Origin of the sequence: Aquipuribacter hungaricus (genome assembly GCF_037860755.1) — a bacterium.
Taxonomy (GTDB): Bacteria; Actinomycetota; Actinomycetes; order Actinomycetales; family JBBAYJ01; genus Aquipuribacter; species Aquipuribacter hungaricus.
Genome location: NZ_JBBEOI010000386.1, coordinates 1 through 2,021 on the forward strand (window position 1 = coordinate 1; position 2,021 = coordinate 2,021).

The following is a 2,021-nucleotide window of genomic DNA, read 5'->3' on the forward strand; positions in this document are numbered from 1 at the left end:
GGCCGCGACCTCCCTGCCGCCGAGGCCTCCGGGGCGCTGGCCGCGGCGGGCCGGGACGGGCTCGGTCGTCCCTCGCCCGGCACCGCCGGGCGGGTGCAGGCGCTCGTGGCCCTGCTGGCCGGGGGGACCGATGCGCCGGGCCTCGTGCTCGCGGCCGTCGCGGAGGCCGAGCTCACCACCACCGGAGCGTTCGCCCCCGCCGGCGGTGTGGTGGCCCGGGCGCTCGCACGCACCGTCGTCGTGGCGAGCGGCCTGGACCCGCACGGCGTCGTCGTCATGGAGCGGCACGCGCTCGCCGACCGGCCCGGCCGGGAGCAGGCGCTCGCCGGCTACGCCGCCGGGACGGCCGAGGGTGTGGAGGCCTGGGTCGTCTGGTGGGGGGACGCCGTCGTGGCCGGCGCCGCCCACGGCCGGCGCGTGGCCGACGAGGTGATGGCCGGGCGGCTGGCCTGAGCCGGTCTGGTCAGCGCCGTTCAGCGCTTGCGGCGCCTGGCCAGGTAGAGGCCGAGCCCGGCGCCGGCGGTCAGCGCACCCACCGCGCCCACGGTGCCCACGGCGGCCGGCGAGGGTGGGCCGACGGCGAGGCTGCGCGGTGCCCCTGCCGGCGGGGCGAAGGTGAGGACGGGCCAGCCGTGCATCTCGGCGTGGGCGGTGAGCTGGCGGTCGGGGTTGACCGCGTGGGGCCGGCCGACGGCGGACAGCATCGGCAGGTCGGTCGCGGAGTCGGAGTAGCCGTAGCTGGCCTCGAGGTCGTAGCCGTGCTCCTCGGCCAGGCGCCGCACCACCTCGGCCTTGTGGGCGCCGTAGGCGTAGAACTCCACGACGCCGGTGTACCGGCCGTCGACGACCTCCATGGTGCTGCCGACGACGTGGTCGACCCCGAGGCGCTCGCCGATCGGGCGGACGATCTCGTCGGCCCCGGAGGACACGATGACGACGTCGCGGCCGAACTGCTGGTGCCACCGGATCAGCTCGGCGGCCTCGGGGTACACCAGCGGGACGAGGACGTCCTCCAGGGCCTCGGCGACGACGTCGGCGACGACGTCGGTCGACCAGCCGGTCACCAGGTCGCTGAGCAGCTCGCGCATCCGCTCCATCTGGACGTGGTCGGCCCCGCGCAGCATGTAGGAGGCGTGGGCGTACGCACTGCGGGCCGACGTGCTCGGCGGCACCATGCCGCGGCGGCGGAACCCCCGCCCGATCGCGAAGGTGCTCGAGGCGGCGAGCACCGTCTTGTCCAGGTCGAAGAACGCCGCGACCTTCGGCGTCGCAGGCGGGGTGGGGGGCACCCGCCCACCCTACGGAGCGTGGCCGGGGGCAGCCTCACGGGCATCCCGCTGGGCAGTCCGGGGCGGCTGGTTGCTTGAACGCCGGATTACCGCCACACTTCCCGCAGGGCTTCCCCCAGCCCTAGGGACTCGGCGTCGTCCCCCCCGGCGACCCGAGTCCGGCGGCCCCTGCGTCCCCCCGGCAGGGGCCGCCCCTATGCCCGGCAGGTCCGCGCGGCCCTCGTGTCCACACCCCGAGGGCCGCGCAGACCGTCCACAGGCCGACCGCTGTGCGGCCGTCGCTCCTGGGTCGCGCTGGCTGGATGGACCCCGAGCGGCCGCCCGGCCGCGCGGTGAGGAGGACCCGTGGCCGAGCAGACCGAGGGGCGGCGCCCGGCGGGGCGCACCGCGCGCGCCGGGAGCGTGCTGTGCCTGGTGTCCGACCCGGACCTGCGGGCCCGCCTGCTCACCGCGTGCCGGGACGTCGCGGTCACGCCCGACGTGCGCGCCGGGGTGCCGACGGCGGGCCTCTGGTGCGCCGCGTCCCTCGTGCTGCTCGACGCCGCGACGGCGTCGCGGGTGGGGGGCCTGCCCCGGCGGGCGGGTGTCGTCCTCGTCCAGCCGGACGCCGGCGGCGGGGAGCCCGACGAGCAGGCGTGGCGCCTGGCGGTCGCGGCCGGGGCCGAGCACGTCGTCGTCCTGCCCGACGGTGCCGGGTGGCTGGCGGAGGCGCTCGTGCGGGCCGTGCGTCCC

1 protein-coding gene and 2 pseudogenes are annotated in these 2,021 nt (G+C 78.0%); 2 read left to right on the forward strand and 1 reads right to left on the reverse strand.

All coding sequences use genetic code 11. From position 1 onward, the window contains the following. Positions 1 to 453: pseudogene (locus tag WCS02_RS19950) on the forward strand (cell filamentation protein Fic); the annotation flags it as partial. A 20-nt stretch (positions 454 to 473) separates the two neighbouring features. Here the strand turns inward: WCS02_RS19950 and WCS02_RS19955 are convergent. After that, positions 474 to 1,289: an HAD family hydrolase gene (locus WCS02_RS19955; protein ID WP_340296038.1), complete on the reverse strand. Its 816-nt coding sequence runs from the start codon at positions 1,287 to 1,289 to the stop codon at positions 474 to 476. 345 nt (positions 1,290 to 1,634) lie between these two features. Here WCS02_RS19955 and WCS02_RS19960 point away from each other — a divergent pair. Continuing rightward, positions 1,635 to 2,021, forward strand: a pseudogene (locus WCS02_RS19960) (hypothetical protein); the annotation flags it as partial.